Source organism: Longimycelium tulufanense (assembly GCF_014645795.1).
GTDB lineage: Bacteria > Actinomycetota > Actinomycetes > Mycobacteriales > Pseudonocardiaceae > Longimycelium > Longimycelium tulufanense.
The window spans coordinates 1-880 of sequence record NZ_BMMK01000107.1 but is presented as its reverse complement, the minus strand read 5'-3'; the positions used below and the strand labels follow the sequence as shown (position 1 = coordinate 880).

Here is an 880-nt window from a genome sequence, read left to right as displayed (position 1 = left end):
TGACGCCCCACCCGCTCCGGCACCCCTTTGCCCCCGACCATGCCGGCACACACCAGGTGGAAGGCGTCGGCCTCATAGCGGGCCGAACACGGCTCACACACGCTGGACCGGCGGTTGTTGCAGGCCACCAACAGCCCACCCCGGTACTCCTCCAGCCGCGCCCCCGAGGCGTTCTCGAGCGCCCATTCCCCGAACAAGCGCACCGGTTTCGCGCACCCACCGGTGGCCTTCACCTGCTGCCGCCACACCCGGAACCCGGGCGAGCGCATCAAGGTCACCAACTGCGCATCCTGATCCGGGACACCGGCGGCAGACACACCGCCCGCCACCGGCCCCACCACACCCCGGCCCGTCATGCCGCACCCCGCACCCGGGCCACCGCCGCGCGCTGGGCCGCCAAGATCGCCGCCTCCGGCATCACCACATAGCAGCCCCGGCCGCCACACCCCGCGCACCGCTCGTTCCACCGCCAGGGATGCGCCCCCGACCCCTGGCACTGTCCACAGTGGATCTGTGTTGCCGTGGTCATGCGATCACCGCCACAGCCTCCACGCCCCGGTCGGGCCGTAGTTCGGGCACCGTCACCGGCTTGGCCACCGTGGCGAACGCAATCGCGTGTGCCAGGTCCTCCCGACGCAGACCGCCATACAGCGCCGACGCCGCCGACACCCGACCCGCACACCGCAACGCCCGCGCCCGCTGGTCCGCTTCCCGAATCGCCCCCACACCGCGCCGCAGGATGCCCACAGCCGCCAGACGCACCGCGTCCTCAAACGTGGTCACCTCACGCGGCAGCTCCACACCCGACCACGCGACCGCCACCGCCAACTCCCCGTAACTCAGCCCAGCAGCCATCACGCGCGCGGCCTGCGCACAACCG

The 880-nt window shown here is 72.3% G+C and carries 3 protein-coding genes; all 3 read right to left on the bottom strand.

The window, feature by feature from the left end:
• Positions 1–356: replication initiator (locus IEY55_RS31770; RefSeq protein WP_373290093.1), on the bottom strand; the 356-nt coding region annotated here is incomplete at its 3' end.
• Positions 353–529, bottom strand: a complete 177-nt coding sequence (locus IEY55_RS31765; RefSeq protein WP_189062283.1) for a hypothetical protein — start codon at positions 527–529, stop codon at positions 353–355. The genes IEY55_RS31765 and IEY55_RS31770, both read right to left, overlap by 4 nt.
• Positions 526–880 (bottom strand): hypothetical protein (locus IEY55_RS31760; protein ID WP_229686960.1); only part of this gene is annotated, 355 nt, incomplete at its 5' end. The genes IEY55_RS31765 and IEY55_RS31760, both read right to left, overlap by 4 nt.

What these genes read in the sequence shown, in the direction of transcription:
- IEY55_RS31765 (WP_189062283.1), bottom strand. Translation starts at nt 529, where the DNA reads ATGACCACGGCAACACAGATCCACTGTGGACAGTGCCAGGGGTCGGGG.